General features: G+C 68.6%; 16 protein-coding genes and 2 pseudogenes. 5 read left to right on the top strand and 13 right to left on the bottom strand.

The window, feature by feature from the left end; all coding sequences use genetic code 11:
* Positions 1–19: 19 nt before the first annotated feature.
* The 7 genes from AC5677_RS32145 to AC5677_RS32115 all read right to left on the bottom strand — a co-directional run bounded on the left by AC5677_RS32145 (position 20) and on the right by AC5677_RS32115 (position 8,393).
* Positions 20–742, bottom strand: coding sequence for an ABC transporter ATP-binding protein (locus tag AC5677_RS32145; RefSeq protein ID WP_497191383.1), 723 nt, complete (start codon positions 740–742; stop codon positions 20–22).
* Positions 721–1,518: an ABC transporter ATP-binding protein gene (locus tag AC5677_RS32140; protein ID WP_497191382.1), complete on the bottom strand. Its 798-nt coding sequence runs from the start codon at positions 1,516–1,518 to the stop codon at positions 721–723. The genes AC5677_RS32145 and AC5677_RS32140 overlap by 22 nt, the downstream gene beginning before the upstream one ends.
* Positions 1,515–3,461: an ABC transporter permease subunit gene (locus tag AC5677_RS32135; RefSeq protein ID WP_497191381.1), complete on the bottom strand. Its 1,947-nt coding sequence runs from the start codon at positions 3,459–3,461 to the stop codon at positions 1,515–1,517. The genes AC5677_RS32140 and AC5677_RS32135 overlap by 4 nt, the downstream gene beginning before the upstream one ends.
* Positions 3,461–4,681: an ABC transporter substrate-binding protein gene (locus tag AC5677_RS32130; protein WP_497191380.1), complete on the bottom strand. Its 1,221-nt coding sequence runs from the start codon at positions 4,679–4,681 to the stop codon at positions 3,461–3,463. The genes AC5677_RS32135 and AC5677_RS32130 overlap by 1 nt, the downstream gene beginning before the upstream one ends.
* Positions 4,682–4,765: 84 nt before the next feature.
* Positions 4,766–5,182: a roadblock/LC7 domain-containing protein gene (locus AC5677_RS32125; protein WP_497191379.1), complete on the bottom strand. Its 417-nt coding sequence runs from the start codon at positions 5,180–5,182 to the stop codon at positions 4,766–4,768.
* Positions 5,179–7,815: a sensor histidine kinase gene (locus AC5677_RS32120; protein ID WP_497191378.1), complete on the bottom strand. Its 2,637-nt coding sequence runs from the start codon at positions 7,813–7,815 to the stop codon at positions 5,179–5,181. The genes AC5677_RS32125 and AC5677_RS32120 overlap by 4 nt, the downstream gene beginning before the upstream one ends.
* Before the next feature lie 455 nt (positions 7,816–8,270).
* Complete coding sequence (locus tag AC5677_RS32115) at positions 8,271–8,393, bottom strand: hypothetical protein (RefSeq protein ID WP_497191377.1); 123 nt, start codon at positions 8,391–8,393, stop codon at positions 8,271–8,273.
* A gap of 237 nt (positions 8,394–8,630) precedes the next feature.
* On the opposite strand from AC5677_RS32115, the gene AC5677_RS32110 reads away from it, so the two are divergent.
* The gene (locus tag AC5677_RS32110) at positions 8,631–9,302 is read left to right on the top strand and encodes a hypothetical protein (protein WP_497191376.1); all 672 of its coding nucleotides are present in this window, start codon (positions 8,631–8,633) and stop codon (positions 9,300–9,302) included.
* Positions 9,303–9,806: 504 nt separating this feature from the next.
* Here the strand turns inward: AC5677_RS32110 and AC5677_RS32105 are convergent.
* Entirely contained in the window at positions 9,807–10,415 is a 609-nt protein-coding gene (locus AC5677_RS32105) for a hypothetical protein (RefSeq protein ID WP_497191375.1), read from the bottom strand.
* A gap of 710 nt (positions 10,416–11,125) precedes the next feature.
* Here AC5677_RS32105 and AC5677_RS32100 point away from each other — a divergent pair.
* The 3 genes and pseudogenes from AC5677_RS32100 to AC5677_RS32090 all read left to right on the top strand — a co-directional run.
* On the top strand, positions 11,126–11,458 hold the full coding sequence (locus AC5677_RS32100; protein WP_497191374.1) for a transposase family protein: 333 nt from the start codon (positions 11,126–11,128) through the stop codon (positions 11,456–11,458).
* A 2-nt stretch (positions 11,459–11,460) separates the two neighbouring features.
* Positions 11,461–11,847, top strand: coding sequence for a hypothetical protein (locus AC5677_RS32095; protein ID WP_497191373.1), 387 nt, complete (start codon positions 11,461–11,463; stop codon positions 11,845–11,847).
* A gap of 6 nt (positions 11,848–11,853) precedes the next feature.
* Positions 11,854–12,436, top strand: a pseudogene (locus tag AC5677_RS32090) (tyrosine-type recombinase/integrase); the annotation flags it as partial.
* Positions 12,437–12,602: 166 nt separating this feature from the next.
* On the opposite strand, the gene AC5677_RS32085 reads toward AC5677_RS32090, so the two are convergent.
* Both AC5677_RS32085 and AC5677_RS32080 read right to left on the bottom strand, forming a co-directional pair.
* Positions 12,603–12,989 (bottom strand): Imm50 family immunity protein, encoded by a 387-nt coding sequence (locus tag AC5677_RS32085; protein WP_497191372.1) that lies wholly within the window; start codon positions 12,987–12,989, stop codon positions 12,603–12,605.
* Positions 12,990–12,994: 5 nt separating this feature from the next.
* Positions 12,995–13,600, bottom strand: a pseudogene (locus tag AC5677_RS32080) (HNH/endonuclease VII fold putative polymorphic toxin); the annotation flags it as partial.
* Between AC5677_RS32080 and AC5677_RS32075 the strand changes: the two are divergent.
* Positions 13,590–13,823, top strand: a complete 234-nt coding sequence (locus tag AC5677_RS32075; protein WP_497196955.1) for a hypothetical protein — start codon at positions 13,590–13,592, stop codon at positions 13,821–13,823. The pseudogene AC5677_RS32080 and the gene AC5677_RS32075 sit on opposite strands and share 11 nt — an antisense overlap.
* On the opposite strand, the gene AC5677_RS32070 is transcribed toward AC5677_RS32075, so the two are convergent.
* The 3 genes from AC5677_RS32070 to AC5677_RS32060 are packed head-to-tail and all read right to left on the bottom strand — an operon-like array spanning position 13,794 to position 16,018.
* Complete coding sequence (locus tag AC5677_RS32070) at positions 13,794–14,252, bottom strand: hypothetical protein (protein ID WP_497191371.1); 459 nt, start codon at positions 14,250–14,252, stop codon at positions 13,794–13,796. The genes AC5677_RS32075 and AC5677_RS32070 overlap by 30 nt on opposite strands.
* The gene (locus tag AC5677_RS32065) at positions 14,233–15,585 is read right to left on the bottom strand and encodes a hypothetical protein (RefSeq protein ID WP_497191370.1); all 1,353 of its coding nucleotides are present in this window, start codon (positions 15,583–15,585) and stop codon (positions 14,233–14,235) included. The genes AC5677_RS32070 and AC5677_RS32065 overlap by 20 nt, the downstream gene beginning before the upstream one ends.
* Complete coding sequence (locus tag AC5677_RS32060) at positions 15,548–16,018, bottom strand: WXG100-like domain-containing protein (protein ID WP_497191369.1); 471 nt, start codon at positions 16,016–16,018, stop codon at positions 15,548–15,550. Before AC5677_RS32060 ends, AC5677_RS32065 begins: the two co-directional genes overlap by 38 nt.
* Positions 16,019–16,315 lie beyond the last annotated feature (297 nt).

Raw genomic sequence — 16,315 nt, 5'->3', positions numbered from 1 at the left:
AGCCGGTGGCGCGGCCCGGTCACTCCGTGGGCGCCAGGGCGAGAGTCCGGTGGAGGGCGGCCGGATCGGCGCGGACCTCGTCGCCGTCGAACCGCGCAGCGACCGCACCCGAGGTGAGGACCGTGACCGTGTCCGCGCAGGCGCGGGCGAGTGCCGCGCTCGGCGACATGAGCAGTGAGGCGACTCCCTCGTCGGCGAGCGCACGGATCAACTCCTGGATCTGCTCGACGATCACCGGTGCGAGGCCCTCCGTCGGCTCGTCGAGCAGCAGGACGCGCGGGCTGCCGAGCAGCGCCCTGGCCAGGGCCAGCATCTGCTGCTCGCCGCCGGAGAGTTGCGAGCCCCGGTTGGTCCGGCGCTCGGCGAGGCGGGGCAGCAGACCGAGGACCTGCTCCGGCGTCCAGGCAGCGCCCTGGCGCCCTGCCTTCGCCCGCGGCCGGTGGGCAAGGCGCAGGTGCTCGGCGACGGTCAGCCCGGCGAAGACCCGGCGGCCCTGCGGGACCAACCCGACGCCTGCCCGGGCCACTTGGTGCGCCCGCCGGCCCGTCAGGTCGACGGCGTCCAGGTGGACGGTCCCCGAGGTGGGGCGCAGCAGCCCTGCGACGGTGTGGACGAGCGTGCTCTTGCCCGCACCGTTGTGCCCGACGACGGCGTGCACGGTCCCGGGCGGCACCTCGAGGTCGACGCCGTGCAGCACGGTGCCGCCGTGGTAACCCGCGGTCAGCCCGCTGATGTGGAGCATGGGCCGCTCCCCTTTCCCAGGTGGTCCACTCCCCGTCCCGGGTGGTCGGTTCCCGTTCCCAGGTAGGCCTCGCGCACGTCCGGGTGGTTGAGGGCCACGTCGGTGGGGGCCGTGAGCAGGGCCTTGCCGTCCTTGAGCACGGTGACGGTGTCGGCCAGGTGCGTGACGACCCCGGTGTGGTGTTCGACGAGGAGCATGGCGACATCCCCGGAGAGCTGCCCGAGTACGTCGAGCAGCCGCCCGATGTCACGGTCGGTGAGTCCGGCGGTCGGCTCGTCGAGGAGCAGCAGGCGCGGGCGGCAGACCAGGGCCGCCGCGAGATCGAGCAGTCTGCGCCGGCCGTGCGGCAGCTCGGAGGCCAGGCGGTGCGCCATGCCGCCCAGACCCACGGCCGCGAGTTGCTCGCGCGCGGCCGGGACACGCTCGCGCCGGGGGTGGTGGCTCCAGGCGGCCAGGACGATGTTGTCGAGCACCGTCAACTCTCCGATGACGACCGGCTGTTGGAAACTGCGCGCGATTCCGTACCGCGCCCGGCGCGCAGGCGCGGTACGGGTGAGGTCGCGCCCGCCGAGCACGATCGTGCCGCGGTCGGGTCGTTCCGTGCCCGCGATCAGGTGGAGCAGGGTGGTCTTGCCCGCGCCGTTGGGTCCGATGACGGCGTGCCGGGCCCTGGCGGGCAGCCGCAGGCCGACACCGTCCAGTGCCGTCACGCTGCCGTACCGCCGGGTCAGCCCGTCCAGGACGAGAACCGGGGGCAAGGGGTCGCGGTCGGTCATGAGACGGTGTCCCTGGACGGGGCCGGGGGCGGGACGGTCCGAGCAGTCACACCCGGCATCCGGATGCCGGCAAGGCCGCGCGGCAGCACGTAGACGGACAGGACGAAGAGCACGCCGAGGAACAGCGGACCGTGCCCGGGCCAGGCGCCGGCCAGCCAGTCGCGAGTGCCGACGATCAGCGCGACGCCGAGCAGGGTGCCCGCGACGGAGGTGGTGCCGCCGATCACGGCGGCGAGCATCGCCAGGGCGGCGATCTCGAAGCCGACGTCCGCGGGCGACACGTACTGCTGCGCGACCACGAGCAAGGAACCGCCGATGCCCGCGAGGGCGCCGCCGCCGACGTAGGCGAGCAGCAGATAGCGGGAGACCGGGTGGCCGCTCGCGCGCATCCGCGCCTCGGCGCTGCGGGCGCCGGTGAGCAACTGCCCCGCCCGGCCTCGGAGTACGAGCACAGTGGTGACGAGGACGGCGGCGGCTGCGGTGAGCACGTAGTGGTACGTGCCGACTTCGTCGCTCAGGGCGTCGGCACCCCACAGCGGACGGGTCGCGGGGAAGCCGAAGAAGCCGTCGGTGCCGCCGGTGACGGACGTCATCTGAGCGACGGCGGTGCGCGTCAGCTCGCCGATCGCGAGGGTGATCATCAGGACGGTGACGCCCCTGGCCCGGATCACCGCGGGTCCCGTGATCAGCGCGAACAGGGCCGCGGCGGCGCCGGCCAGGGCGTGTTGTACCGGGCCCACGGTCGCCAAGCCCTCGTCGGCAGCGATCGCGGTGACGTACGCGCCGACTGCGAAGGGCGCCGTCTGGCCGAGCACCGGAAGGCCCGCGTAGCCCGTCAGGACGGTGGAGCTGACGGCGACCAGGCCGAGGGCGAGGGCGTAGCCGGCCAACGAGAGGGTGTAGGCGTCCACTATCCAGGGCGCGGCCGCGAGCAGGGCGAGCAGCAGCGCCAGGGGCGTGAGCCGACGCACGGGTGTGGGCGTGCGGTCCAGGATCCGTGACGGGACGGCCGCGGACCGCGCCTTGGTCGCCGCTGAGAGTGTCCGGCGTACGGGCGTCTGCTCGGGGTGCGGCGGCTCCGGTGCCGCGGCCGCGCGCTGCGGACGCAGGATCAGTGCGCCCGCCATCGCGGCCATGAGGAGGTAGGGCGCCAGGTCGGGGGCGAGCGAGACGCCCAGTGTCTGCACCTCGCCGACCGCGATCGCCGCGAGAAAAGTGCCCCACAGTGAGCGAAGGCCGCCGAGGACGACGACCACCAGAGAGAGCATCAGCACGTTCTCCGCGGTACTGGGGCCCGGGCCGATGATCGGCGCCCCGAGCACGCCGGCCGCACCGGCAAGGGCGCCGGCCGCCATGAGCACACCGGTGTGCACGAGGCGGGGGCTGATGCCGGTCGCCGCGAGCATCTGTGGGTCATCGGCGGCGGCGCGCACCGCCGCGCCCGCGCGGGTGCGGGTGAGCACCCAGGTGCCGAAGGCGGCGAGCAGCACGGCCATCACGATGAACACCAGGCGGTACGCCGGGTACCTGTGTCCGAGCAGGGACACCGAGCGGTCGAGGGCCCCTGGGACCCGTACCGGCAGTTCGTCGGAGCCGAATACCTCGGTGAGCAGGCTGCCGCCGATCAGGGCGAGCCCGAAGGTCAGCAGCGCCTGGGCGAGATGGCCGCGCCGGGCGAGGGGTTCGGCGGCGACGGCGAGGAGCGCCCCCGCTCCGCCCGCCGCCGCCGTTCCCGCGAGCAGGCCGAGCAGCAGCCCGCCCCAGGTGCCGTCGCTCAGTTCTGCGCCCGTGGCGGCGCCGATCGCGTACAGCGTGCCGTGCGCGAGGTTCAGCACACCCGCGGTGCCGAACGCCAGGCTCAGTCCGGCGGACACCACGAACAGCAGCAGACCGTAGGCGACGCCGTCGACCGCGGGGACCAACTGAGTGTCGAGGACCTCCATCAGCTGCCGAGCGTCGCCAGGTCCTGGACGACGACGTTCGCCAACTGTCCGCCGTCGCGCTTCACTTGGCGCAGGTACCACTTCTGCACGGGCGAGTGGGTGGTCTTGCTGAACTCCCAGGAGCCGCGCGGGCTGTCGATCCGCCCGAGATCGCCGATGGCCTCGTTGATGCTCTCGGACGTGATCTCCTTGCCGTCCTTGGCAAGGTCCGCGACGGCCTTGTCGAGCACCGCGGCGGCGTCGTACGCGGACATCGCGTAGGTGGTGGGCGGCAGGTCGTGCTTGGCGGTCCAGTCGGCGGCGAACGAGCGGTTGGCCTCGTTGTCGAGGTCGGCCGCGTAGTTGAGCACGGAGTAGATGTCCTTGGCCGCCGCGCCCTGGGCGGGCAGGGTGCCGCCCTCGGTGAGGAAGCCGGGCGAGTACAGCGGGAGGTCGGCCACGTCGGACTGCTTGTACTGCTTCACGAAGTCGATCGCGGCCTTGCCTGCGTAGAAGCAGTAGACCGCCTTGGCGTCGGTCTTGGCGATGTCGTTGAAGTACGGGGTGAAGTTGGTGGTCTTGGGGAACGGCGTCCACTTGGTCTTGCCGTCCGGGTTGGCGAGCTTGCCGTCAGCCTTGGCGAAGGCCTCGGTGAAGCCGCGCATTTCGTCGTAACCGCCCTGGTAGTCGGGGCCTATCGCGTAGACGGGGCCGTCCACCTCGTCCTTGATGTGCTGGGCGATGGCCTCGCCCGGCTCCTCGGAGAGGAAGCTCGTGGTCCAGATCCACTTCACGTCGGTCTTGGTGGGACGGCCGCCGGTGGCGAGCAGGGGCACCTTGTTCTTGGTGACAAGGGGCTGGACGGCGGCGAAGGAGCCACCGCCGGCGACGCCGGCTATCACGTCGACCTTGTCCTTCGTGATGAGCTTGGTGGCGGCGGGCACCGCGGTCGGCGCCCCGTCGCCCTCGTCGGCCTGAGTCAGTTCCACCTTGCGCCCGCCGAGCTTGTTGCCGTGCGTGTCCAGGTAGAGCTGGAAGCCGTCGCGCATGTCCTTGCCGATCGCCTCGTACGTGCCCGACAACGGCACCAGCACGCCGACCTTGAGGGTCTCGTCGTCACCGCCGGAGGCCGCGCTGCCGCTGCAGCCCGCGACCGTGGTCATCGCGAGGGCCAGCAGTGCGGCACCGCCCGCGCGCTTTCTGGGCCGTCCGGAGCGACGGGCTGTGGGGACGTTGTTCATGACCGGGACTCCAAGGGGTGGTACGAGCGGTATGGAGGGCGTCGTGGACAGGGTCGTGGACGGGCGGGCTCGGCTTTCGGCGGATCAGTGGGCGTGCTCCGGACTGCCTGCGCCGCGGATCTGCGGGGACAGGGCGTCACCGACCTGGTCGATCAACTCCGCCATGAAATAGCTGACTTCGCCGATGTCGGCCTCGCGGGTGGTGACGACGACGAGGGAGGCGCCGCTCGAGACCGCCATCGCGAAGAGGTAGCCGCCGTCCATCGCGATGAGGCTGTGCTCCACCGGGTCGGTCCGCAGCAACTGCGCCGCGCCGGACATCAGGTTGACCAGTCCCGCGGAGATGGCGGCGAGACGGTCGGCGTCGTCCTGGTCGAGGCCTGTGAACGCCAGGGCGAGTCCGTCGACGGAGACCGCGAGAGCGTGCGTGACTTCGGGGACTCTGCGGGCGAAGTCGGTGAGCAGCCAGTCAAGGGAACCGGCTGGTTCGGGTTGGGTCATCGCGTGCTCCCTTGTGTGTTGTCGTCGGGCGAGCCGGTGGTTTGCGTGCCTGTGGTCTGCGTGCCGGTGGTACCGCCGGCGTCGGTTTCGCGGGCGGGGGAACTGCGCCGTGTGCTGCGGCTGATGCCTTGGGCGTAGGCCGAGAAGACGTCGGAGACCTGACGGGAGTCCCGGCGGCGCGGCACCTTGCGGGCACGTGTCGCCGCGTCGTGCTCTCCCGCTGCCGGGCGCACGGGTGTGGGCGGCGTCGGACCGCCGGGTGCGGCCCGCTTGCGGATCGGCAGACCGGAGGCGCTCACGCCGGCGATCCTGCTCTCCACGGGGACGGCACTGCCCGGTGCACGCCCGGTCGTATGGACACCGGGTCGAGACGGCGCCGTTGCGCCCTGTTCCGCGGGCTCCGCGCGATCCGCAGGTTCCGAGTGCTCCGAGTGCTCCGCAGGGCGGGGGCGGAGGGCCGTGGTCAGGTGTCCACCGCTGCCCTGCGGCCGCACCGGGATCGCGGGCCGCGGCCTTCCGGCGGGTTCCGGGGCACCGCTCTCCTCGTCGTGCGAGCGGGCAGTCTCGGATTCCTGGCCCGCTTCGCCCTCGTTCGGCCCGGTGTGGTTCTCCTTCGGCCCGGTGTGGTCCCGCGCGACTGCCGGGCCCACGGCGCCGTGCGGCGGCGGCACGGGCGCCAGGGGCTCCGTGTCGGGTTCGGTGAGCAGTTCCTTCGGGAGCGCCACCTCGACGATGGTTCCGGGCCCGGAGGACTCGCGCAGTTCGACCACGATGCCGTGCCGGGCCGCGAGACGTCCCACGACCTGCAGGCCCATGGTGTGTACGGCGCCGATGTCGGCCTGCGGGGAGGCGAGCTCGCCGTTGAGTGCCGTACGGCGCGCGTCCGGCATGCCGATGCCCTCGTCGACTATCTGGAGCACGGCCCGGTCGCGCAGGCTCCAGGCGGCCACGCCGACTTGGGTGTCGGGCGGCGAGAACCGTGCGGCGTTGTCGAGGAGTTCGGCGAGCATATGCGCGATGTCGTCGACGACACGTGCGGCAATGGTGATCGACGGATCGACGTGACCGAGGCTCACCCTGCCGTAATGCTCGATCTGCTGGGCCGCAGCGTAGATCACGGAGGTGCAGGGCGCATCGGCGGTGCGGACTCTGCCGCCCCCGACACCGCCGAGCACGAGAAGGTTGTTGGCGTTGTGCTCCATACGGATGGCCAGGTGGTCGAGCGCGAACAGGGTCTCCATCCGCTTGGGGTCCAACTCGTCGCGCTGCACCGTGTTCAGCTGCGCGGTCAGAGCCGAGTTGAGGCGTGCGCCGCGGCGGGCCACGGTCACCAGGGTCTCCGCGAACCGGTCGCGGGACCGGGCTTGCTCGCCCGCGAGCCGGACTGCCGCGTAGTGCACGGAGTTGAACGCCTGTCCCACCTCGCCCATCTCATCGTCGGCGAGGTTCACCAAGGGTGTGCCCGCACGCCGGGCGATCTCATCGGGCATCGCCCGGCCCGCGGAGCCGAGCTGGGCGAGCTTGCGCACCTCCTCGGGCAGGCGCTTGTGCGCCACTTCGTGCGCGGCGTCACGCAGGTCCCGAAGCCTGCGGATCAGGTCGCGGCCGAGTCGTACGGCGATGAGCAGGACGGCCACCAGCATAAGGACGGCCAAGGCCAGTTCGGACACCGCCCACCAGATGAGGCGGGTGCGCTCCTCGGTGACGGTGTCGAGCAGGTCGGCATCCGCCCGAAGCACCACCGACTGCAACAGCTCCTGCCGGTCGGCCATGGCGTCGGTCCAGGCAGTGCGGCTGATGGCCAGCCGCTCCCCCGCGGCGCTGCGAGCCGCTTCGGCGGCGAGTTTCTCGGCCGCCGTCGCTCTCGGCCCGGACAGCGTGCGTTCCATCCAGGTACGCCACTGTCCGGGCCCGACTGCGGTGACGGTCTCGTATGCATCCGTGTAACCAAGCCGGGTCGCCTCGAACGTCTGGAGCGAGGCGGGCGTGAAACCGCCGTCGGAGAGGGCCCGTACGACGGCAACCTCCTGCTGGGCGGCGTGCTCGGCCGCCTCCGACAGCGCGGCGGCGGCTCGGATATGGTCGGCCACCTCCGCGTTCACCCCGTCGGCCTGCGCGATGCTGTCGCGGAAGGAAACGAGGTCGGCGATGGCGATGCGGTAACCGAACGCCACGGAGGACAAGGAGCCGGCACCGGAGCGCACCTGAGCGCGCAGGGACGCGATCCTGTCCAGAGACTTGTCGATCCTTTGCAGCGTCGCGTTCGTGGCGGACGGCATGGAAGAGAGCCCCGCGCGCTTCTCCCGGTAGCGCGCGACGCTCTCGTCGGTGGCCCGGGCGAGCCTCCCGAACCGCTCTCCGGACCTCTGCGCAGAGGTGAGCTGCACCGAACCTTCCGCGCGTTCGCGCTGTAATCGGTACGTCAGATCACTGGCCGCTTGCGCTACTTCGATCGCCGCCTCGAGTCGGACGGCCTGGACGGCCTGTCCGGTCGACGGCGCCAGGGCCCGTCCGGCGAAGGCGACAGCTACGGCGAGCGGCACCGCCACCAGCAGGATCAGGCGATGCGAGATCCTGGCGGTGCGCGCGCCTCCGCCGAGCCCCTTCCTTGCTCGGAGCAGGGGTAATGACATCAAAGCGACACCTGAACTGCAGTTGGAAGTCCTAAGGGTGCGGCAGCGCAGAGAGCCAACACTCCTCTTTTGTAGGTGAGTTGGCCGTATCCCCCGTGCAGCGCGTGTCGATGGTAGGTCGCCCACGAGAGGGGAGGACCGCCCCCTGCGAGAAAAGGCCTGATCAACGGCATGATCTGCGTCACATTGCGACCGTAATTGATCAATACTTTCCTGGACAATGATCACTAAACGCCTCCGCGCGGGGCCCTCGTTTCGAGCACGCGGGGTACGGAGCGGCCACCCGCAGGACGACGATCCTGGTCATCCCAGGAAACTCAACCGCAGCTGCCGCTCGGCGTTGCAGTCTGACCTTGGCTTCGCCAGGTTGCCATCGCCGTAAATGAAGTCGCATGAACACAGACTTGGGCGCCTCGCGACCTGCTCCTCGGTCGCAGCGGAGGTACGGCCCAAAGTCATCCGGCGGCGAGCCGGGCGGCGAGCGCTTCCAGGACGCCAATCGCGGTGCGCAGACGCGCCTCGACGCTCCCTGCGGAGTCACTCGGCGTCCGGCCTGCTGCGATGAGCGCGTTCGTCACGGTCTCCGCCGCGTCGCAACGGGCATCGCTCGGCAGGCCCGAACGCGCCACGTGGCGCAGGAGCCGCGAGCCCCGACCAGTGGATCTGATCCGCCGGCCCGGTGCACGAGCCACTGATCAGTATGGGAACCTTCACCTGGGCCCAGGCGAAGTCGCACACACGCCGCTCCGCCGCCGGTGAGCGCAGCCCGCGCACCACCAACCGCTGCTACCCGCTGCGGCATCTGCCGCCGCAAGGTGCAGGGCAACTACAACAACAGGCATCCCCACTACCGCTGCCGCTACCGCTACCGCTACCGCTACCCGGCCGGATACACCAAGAGCGAAGCACCAGACCATCCCCTGACCGTCTACATGCGCCAGGACGCGATCCTGCCCGCCCTCGACGCCTGGATCGCCCGGGTCTTTGCCCCCGGACATCTCGGCCGAACTCTCCGGGCTATGTGCGACAGCCAGGAGCGGCATTCACTTCAGGCGCCCGTCCTGGAAGCCGCACGGCGAACCATCGCCGAATCGAACCAGCGCATCACCCGGTACCGAGCCGCCCTCGACGCGGGAGCCGACCCCGCCCTCGTCGCCGGATGGATCACCGAAGCCCAGACCGAGCAGACAGCCGCACGGCAACAGCTCTGCGCAGCGGCCGGCGCACAACGCGAAATCCTCACCGAGGACCAGATCCATCACATGATCAGAACTCTCGGCGAAATGTCCGACCGAATCCAGGCAGCGCCCCCGGAGCTGAAAGCGCCCCTCTACGCCGACTTCGGCCTCGAGCTGGAGTATCACGCAAAGCAGCGGATCGCGACCGTAAAGTCACGACCCGCCGACATATGCGTAACTGCGTGTCCGAGGGGGGACTTGGACCATGCGCGCATGCCGGTGATACGCGGGGAGCTGCGGCTGTCGTAGCCGCAGGACCTGCGGTCCGGCCCAGGCAGCCCCCAACAACGACGCGGCTTCCGGACGCGATTGAGCATTACCTGCTCGTGTCGGCCGGGAAGGCGCAGACCATGTGTCGCGCACAACGCGCGGAAAGCAGTCCTCGGTCGAACGGATACCGACCCAGTCTTCGGCCCGGCCGGACATCGCGGGCAGCGCGACACACGTTGGAAGAGGCTGGGGTCGGGACGGTCCCCAAGTCCCAGCAGGCCAAGTACCCGTCCGGGAGCCAGCGCATCGATCATCTGCCGAGTTGCGCTCCGGACGAAGCACGGGAGCGACTGCCCTGCGGTGACGGGGGCAAAGGTCCGCGCGTCTGCGACAGGGCTGCCGCCCAGTTTGTCCTCGGTCGAGAATCCCGTCAGCCCAGCCCCCACCGCTGGGTGCTCGCCCGTCGCAGCCTGAGCCGACCCGGGGAGGCAGCGCATGCGTTCTCGGCGTTCTCTCAGGCCGAGAACGAGAGGTAACGCCGCCTCAGATGGTCGGGGTGTCGTCAACAACCGGCTTGTGAATCTCAACGACCGGCTTCCACCCCGCGGAGAACTCGATGAAGTCCGCACGGGTGGGGTAGGTGTCGACCGCGCGACGGTCACGCTTGGGGCTGTCGCTCCCCTTGCGCCCCCGGGGAATCTGCTCCTCGAAGATGTCGACCTTCACGTCGGGAACCTCCTTGAGGCCCTGGCGCCAGATCTGCACGACGTCGGCGCCGAAGGCCTGCCGGGCCGCAGCGTAAAGGGCCGTGAGGGACCCCTTGTCCCCACCAGGGACGAAAAGTGCCAGGTTCAGCACGACACCGGCGGACTGGAGGACCTCGATGGTCACCGAGCCGTCCTCGTCGGCCAAGTAGATTCCGGCTTCATTCTCGTCGTCGGGAAGGCAGGAGACCTCTTCCTGGAATACGGTTCTCGCCGTGATCGAGCCGCCCTCGAAATCCTCACCGGACTTGGTCAGAAAAGCAGGGACATAGCAGTCGGGAAGCTTGAGTTCTGCCGTGTCGGCGGAAATGAAGAGCCTGTCTTTCACGCCGAGCTTCGTCACCTCTTCCAGCGAGAGGCGGCGAGCGGCGATCTTCTCCGTGTTCACGATTTCCCTTTCAGGTTGCATTGTCCCTCCGAACGAGGACGCTACCACGAAACCCTGAGGTCAACTGCCCAGTAATCTCTGGGTAGATGGCCTCCGATGACCTGCACGGGAGGATACCGAAGCGAGTGCCACTCGGCCGGGAACACGCATCCGCCAGGTAGTGTCCCTCGTCATGCCGTTGAAGATCAACTGGCGGTTGCATTCCGGCGCGTTGGGTAGCGCGGAGGAACTAAAAGAGAGTTTACGGCAGGTATCACCCATACCGCCTTCGGGGACGTGGCGGCTCGGTATGGCGATCCATTCGTCGTGCATCTCGAAGGGCGCAGCGGAAACCAACCGGATGGTCCGGCAACGCAACAACGAAGACTCCCACTGGCAACATCTGGAGGAAGCGCGAACCGGAAGTCGCGCACTACCGCGCCGTCTTCGGTCAGGACTTCGGCGTAGTCGGCTGACGCCCGGTTGCTGACGTCTCGTCACGTTGAGCGGGATTCGGTACACAGCAGGCACGGACGTCCGCGATCATGGAGTTCTCTACGCTCTGCGAGCTTAAACTGCCCATGCCTGCCGACGCATCATCTCTGGTCTCCCCTGCCTTTGAACAGCTCAGACCGCATCCGGAAGTGTCCAGGAGCGATCTTCCGACTCCGCTGGAACGCCTCACGCAGGTCCCGGACCCGCGGGATCCGCGGGGAGTACGGCACCCTCTCGTGACGCTCCTGGCACTGACGGCCTGCGCGGCCCTCGCCGGAGCGCGATCCCTGCTCGCGGTGAGTGAATGGGTGGCCGACGCACCGCCGGCCCTGCTCGAACGGCTCGGCACGGCCGTCGACCCGCTGGTCCCGAAACGGTCCTGGCCCGCAGAATCCACGATCCGGCAACTGCTCGCCAGGACCGACGCGGATGCCCTGGACCGGGCGGTCGGAGCCTGGCTCGCGGACCGGCAGACCAGGGGACATCAAGTCCCTTCCCTGGACGCAGATCCCACTGCAGGACAGGACCCCGTGCGACCGGTCACGGCCGCCAGGAGATTCGCCGACTGAAGGTGTGCACGGTCAACAACCTGCTCTTCCCCGGCACCCGCCAGGCTGTCCAGATCGTCCGCCGCCGCATCCACCGCAAGACCGGGAAGATCAGCCTCAAGACTGTCTACGCGGTCACCAGCCTCACCGCCGAGCAGGCCGGCCCGGCTCAGCTCGCCCGACTGATCCGAGGGCACTGGACCGTCGAAGCCCTGCACCACGTCAGACACATCACCTGCGCCGAGGACGCCTCCCAGCTGCGGACCGGAAACACCCCCAGATCGATGGCCACCTGCAGAAACCTCACGATCGGAGCTGTCCGCCTGACCGGCGCCGGCAACATCGCCTCCGGCCTCCGACGGGCAGCCCGAGACCAAACCCGGCCCCTTGCCCTTCTCGGCCTCACGTGATCAAAACGGACGACAGCAAACTACGCCGAAGCCCTGCCCCAGGGCCTGGACACCGAACGGAAACAGTGCTGCGCCATCGGCGAATGCTGCCGGAAGCGGCTGTCGCCCCTGACCACGACCTACGTGCACTCGGTGCTCAAGTCCGCCCTCGAACACGCCGTCCGCGAAGACGAGCTGCCGCGCAACGTCGCCCGGCACGTCAAGACCACTACGCACCGGCCGAGGCGCTTCCGGCCCCTCACAACGACAGAGGCCCGCCAGTTCCTCGACACGGCCCACGCCGACCGGACGGCCTATCGACCCGGCCAACCACACCCGCCGCTTCCGCAGCTTCCTCGACCGGGCCGGGCTCCGCCGCATTCGCTTCCACGACCTCCGCCACTCGACCGCCACCCTGCTCCTGGAACAGGGCGTCGCCCTCGTCGTGATCAAGGAGTTGTTGGTTCATGCCCACATCGGCGTCACCGCCGGCGTCTACGCCCACGTCCGACTCCGCCTCCAACGCCAGGCCATCAACACCCTCGGCAACGCATTCAGCCCCACAGGCAACGGCCCCGACGCCCCACCCGCCACAGCCGTCGTCCGCTGACGTTGCCGTCAAACGCCACGAGGCCCCCTCCGCAACTGAAATGCGGAGGGGGCTTCAGGCCCCAGAGCTCATTCCCTTTCGGAGGGCAGCCTTCGCGTAAGACCAGTGGTCGATGGGTACGGATCGACGCCCCTCGTCATCTCCCTCGCATCACACAGGAGGGTCTTCAGACATTGACGTAGGCGGAAATATTCCCGATGAGTGCAGCCTCAGCACGTACGCGCAAGTTGAGGTCCTCGGACACGGCCTCTAGAGCCACTTCCTCCTCTCGACTCAAGTCGATATTAACGACCGGAGTCGTAGTGAAGCCGTTCAGGCTGACAGATTGAACACCTGTGAGCAGCAGTTCAACCTGAACCGTGTCAAAACCCTGATACACCCATTTGCGTGGTGGATGCTCCGGGTATTCGGGGAGGTCGAATCGCAGTTTCAGTGTTGGACCTTCGCGATTCAAACTGATCTCGTGCAAATGGACCGATTCTAGGCGAGGAAGTCTATTTTCATAGATCCTCTGAATTCCGGTTGGATTTTGCAGGATCGACGTCCAGGACATAATCCTCACCACTCGTAATGCTGTGCAGTTCCGGGGACTTTTCCGGTCCGGGTGTTCTCGATTGGCCTCACGTTGATGTGGCGACCCTGGTCTCCTACGCCTCCTTCGCCGTAGTAGTGACCGTATGAGTGGTCTTGGATTACCACTCGGCTCCCGTCCCCTCTTGTGTAGTGGTACTCGCGCGTCATTACGGGTCGCCCATTGCCATCCATTACCTGGCGACCTGTGCGGTCTGTCATAGGCACCATCCGCAGCTCATCCGGTTGCTGGGAAAGCGGGATTCCAAGATGACTCTTGGCTTTGCGAAATGACTCCCTCCGGCTAGTGGAAGTCTCGTGTGTCTGGTCATCCTCGCATTTCGGAGCGAGGCCGAGGGGGTCGATCCAGATGTGGGGGTTATGGACGTAGGTGGCGGGGTTCGGAGCTGGAGCGAGTCCCAACGGGTCGGAGCTTGCGTATCGGGCGGTTTCAGGGTCGTAGTAGCGATGAAAGTTGTAGTGGAGAGTGGTCTCCGGGTCGAAGTATTGGCCGGGGAAGCGGAGTGGGGTGTACGCGGTGCTGCTGGCGGCCCACGTTGTCGTGCCCCAGAGAGTCGTGCGGGTGCGCCAAGCGCGGCTGCTCGACCAGGCACTCGGCGAGTTCACCAGGGCCGGTTCGGTCCACTGGCAGGCCCGGGTATGGGAATTCCTCGGGCAGGCTGCCGAGGAAGATGGAAACGCGCTGCGGGCCAGGGACTGCTACGAGCGGTCCCTGGCCCTGTACGCGCCCGTCAGCGAGAGCGACGCCCGCCGCCTGCGCACACGATTACCCGCTGCGGGCACCGAATCCAGTTGACGAGGTCGTGAATCGATACGTCCTTCCGACGCACACGAACACCGCGGACGCCAGCCAGTCCAGTGGCAGCAACGCCGCCACCCAGGCGTGGAGCAGCGCGGCGAGCAGCGCCTGGTCCCCTCCGCCGGGCACCCAGTCACAGCTAATCGTCGTCATGACGTGGACCCCGGTGCGCATGACGGCAACGCACCGCGAGCCGCCGGTGCGGAAGAGCACGAACAGACAGCCCGGATAGCGGCCCAGCAGCCGCTTCGCCTGCCGAAGGCCGCCGGCGCCATACAGCACGTCGGCACACTGCCGCGTCGTCTCGTCGGCACAGATGTCGAGATCGACACCGAAGTAGTCGTCGTTCGGGACGATCACGGTGGCGCGGTTGCCCACGATCAACACACCGGTTGCCGGGCAGTGCTCAGTTGACGTCGCGCGCATGCTCGCACCCCCCACAGCCCTTGCCGTGTCGCCCGTTGCCCCTCCGGCGCAGTGGGTGCCCACCGCGCGCTCCGACGAGGGGTTCTGGCGGCGGCAACACATCCGTCGCCGGGCTGTACGCGGGGTGGCCAATGCCGAGGAGCCGGTAGATGAGCCGTCGCATGTTCCGGTTGAAACGGCCCGGTTGCGAAGAAATGCGTTTGGCGATGCGTGCATAGTCCTGCGCGGGATATTCGGCAGCGGCGTAGGCGAGTTGCTCCGTGAGGGGATGCGCCGGTGACAGTGCGGGGGCTGCCAGCGCCAGCGCGGCCCCGGGGGAATTCGGGTTGACGTCGCGCTCGGGGAACCTGGCGAGCAGGATCGCCGCCTTGGTCATCGTGGCGTAGAGCGTGACCGACCCGTGGTCGCCGATCACCCAGTCCGCGGCGATCAGCGGCGAACGCCAGTCCACCTCCTGGGGAAGCACCGTGATGCCGAAGCGCCGGCAGGTCGCGAGCCATGCCTCCACCTGCCAGCTGCCGTGCCCCGCCCAGACGTTCGGGTGCACCAGGATCGCCGTTCGGAAGACCAGCCGCGGGAGCTCGGCCACCAGCCGGGGAAGCAGCGCATCGAGCCGGTTGAACGAAGAACCCGGACCCCAGGTCGAGGTGACGAGCACCAGCTTCTCACCGGCCCGGAGCCCCAGGGCGTTCCGGTATCGCTCCCGAAGTGACAGGCTCGCCGCGATCCGGTCGTAGCACGCGTCGCCCACCACCTCCGCGATCGGCAGGGCTTCAGGACACGAACGCTCCAGTTGCGCCAGCTCGTCACGGTGCGCCAGCCCGAGTGCCTTGGGCACGACCTTGCCGTCCCACATCAGATACTTGCGCCCCAGGCCACCTACGCTCCGCGGAGTTCCCGGCGGGTCGTCCGCCGTGCGGGACAGCTTCCCGTGTCCAGCGCCGTGCGGGAGGCGGATCAGCGGCGCGCGCACTTGTTCGGTCCCCTGGGAGCCGGCTGCCAGAGCGAGGTCGAATTCGGTGCGTACGGCGTGCTCCCAAGGCAGCACGGTGGCCCCCAGGGACCTCAGCAGCCGATCCGCTCCGCTGTTGAACGCATGCGGGGCGAGGGTGAACGCCACCTGGACCCGCAGATCAGATTCCAGCAGCGGCAGCAGATCGCACAACCGCTTCCCGTATACCTCGGTGTGAACGATGAACAGGATCTTCTTGCACCCGGGCAGCGTCAGCCACTGGCCGGGGTCCCTCCGTACGGCCCCCGTGGGCCCGATGACGTTAGACATGTTCCCCCAGTCGTCACGTTCGGGTCGGTCTGCCAGGGATATGCCCGCCACGCGGGACGGAAGGCTTGCCGAGGGCTGGACGAATCCTTGCAGTGCAGGTCGGACCCCATGCCGAAGTGGGTAGCAGCTCGCACGCCGTGGCCGCGCCGCACGGCAGCGCGCCGATCTTGGCGCCCTCAATGAGGACCGCGACACCGTCCATCGCGGTGCCTGCCATACGGACACAATCAGCAAGATCCTTCAGATGCTTGCCGTTGATCTTGCCCCAGTGGGCGTTCAGCGCCTCCACGGCCAGTGAGCCACCCGCCGAACTCACCAGATCCCCAATGACCGTGTGCGCCTCGCTCGCACCCTCGTCCATGTCGTTGGCGAACTCCCGCATGGCATTCGCCATCTCGCAGTAGTCGCCCTCATCCACATTCGGCCACGAGACGCCAATCAGGTCCAGCAGCTCATCCGCCCACCCAGGCAGCACAACACCCATGCGAAACACACCACCGTAAAACACAGATGATCAGATACTTACAGCTGGCCTTTGCTCCTCAAGTTCGCTCTGAGACGCATGGGTGCCGCACCCAGCCAGGCCGCCGCGTCTCTGCCAGCGCCACGCGGATGGTGGCTTGCTGGTGGCACCAATGTCCGGTTGGGGCGTAGGCCGGGTGCCTTCCGGTTCCTGCGGGCGGCACGCCGGCGGGTTAGGGGCCGGTGATGGTGACAGGACCGTTCCCGGCGTCGGGCCCTCGTGGCGCGGCACCAAGGTGGGGTCGGCGATCGCGGAAAC

This window comes from Streptomyces sp. JLSY215, from assembly GCF_059682825.1.
The sequence above is the reverse complement of the archived record's forward strand: the minus strand, read 5'-3'. Positions and strand labels throughout refer to the sequence as shown.